Annotated in this window: 1 protein-coding gene; it reads right to left on the reverse strand. The window is 66.2% G+C overall.

Translation table 11 applies throughout. The features are described 5' to 3' along the window. On the reverse strand, positions 1–588 hold a 588-nt coding region (locus AC1DDA_RS27415), incomplete at both ends, for an FtsK/SpoIIIE domain-containing protein (RefSeq protein WP_476798096.1).

A 588-nucleotide genomic window follows, 5' to 3' on the forward strand; every position in this document is an offset into this window, starting at 1 on the left:
TAGCCGATCTGGAGGCGGCGCTGGATGTAGGAGGTCGAGGCCTTCTTGTCGCGCAAGACGACGGCGACCGCCTGCTCGTAGGGGTCGTCCGAGTCGACCGAACCCATGCCGGTCTTGTCGAAGACGGCGCCGTCCTCGTCCTCGGCGCCGTCCTCCTCCTCGGAGGTGACGGCGTCGAGATATTGCGGCCGGCCTTGCGTCTTGAGATGAGCGACGACCTTCTCGACCTCGTTGTCCGAGACGAAGGGGCCGTGCACGCGGGTGATGCGCCCGCCGCCGGCCATGTAGAGCATGTCGCCCTGGCCGAGCAGTTGCTCGGCGCCCATCTCGCCGAGGATGGTGCGGCTGTCGATCTTCGAGGTGACCTGGAAGGAGATCCGGGTCGGGAAGTTCGCCTTGATCGTGCCGGTGATGACGTCGACCGAGGGCCGCTGCGTCGCCAACACGACATGGATGCCGGCGGCGCGGGCCATCTGGGCGAGGCGCTGGATCGTGCCCTCGATCTCCTTGCCGGCGACCATCATCAAATCGGCCATCTCGTCGACGATGACGACGATATAGGGCAGAGGCTCGAGGTCCATGACCTCC

The organism is Allobosea sp. 10N428 (genome assembly GCF_056394545.1).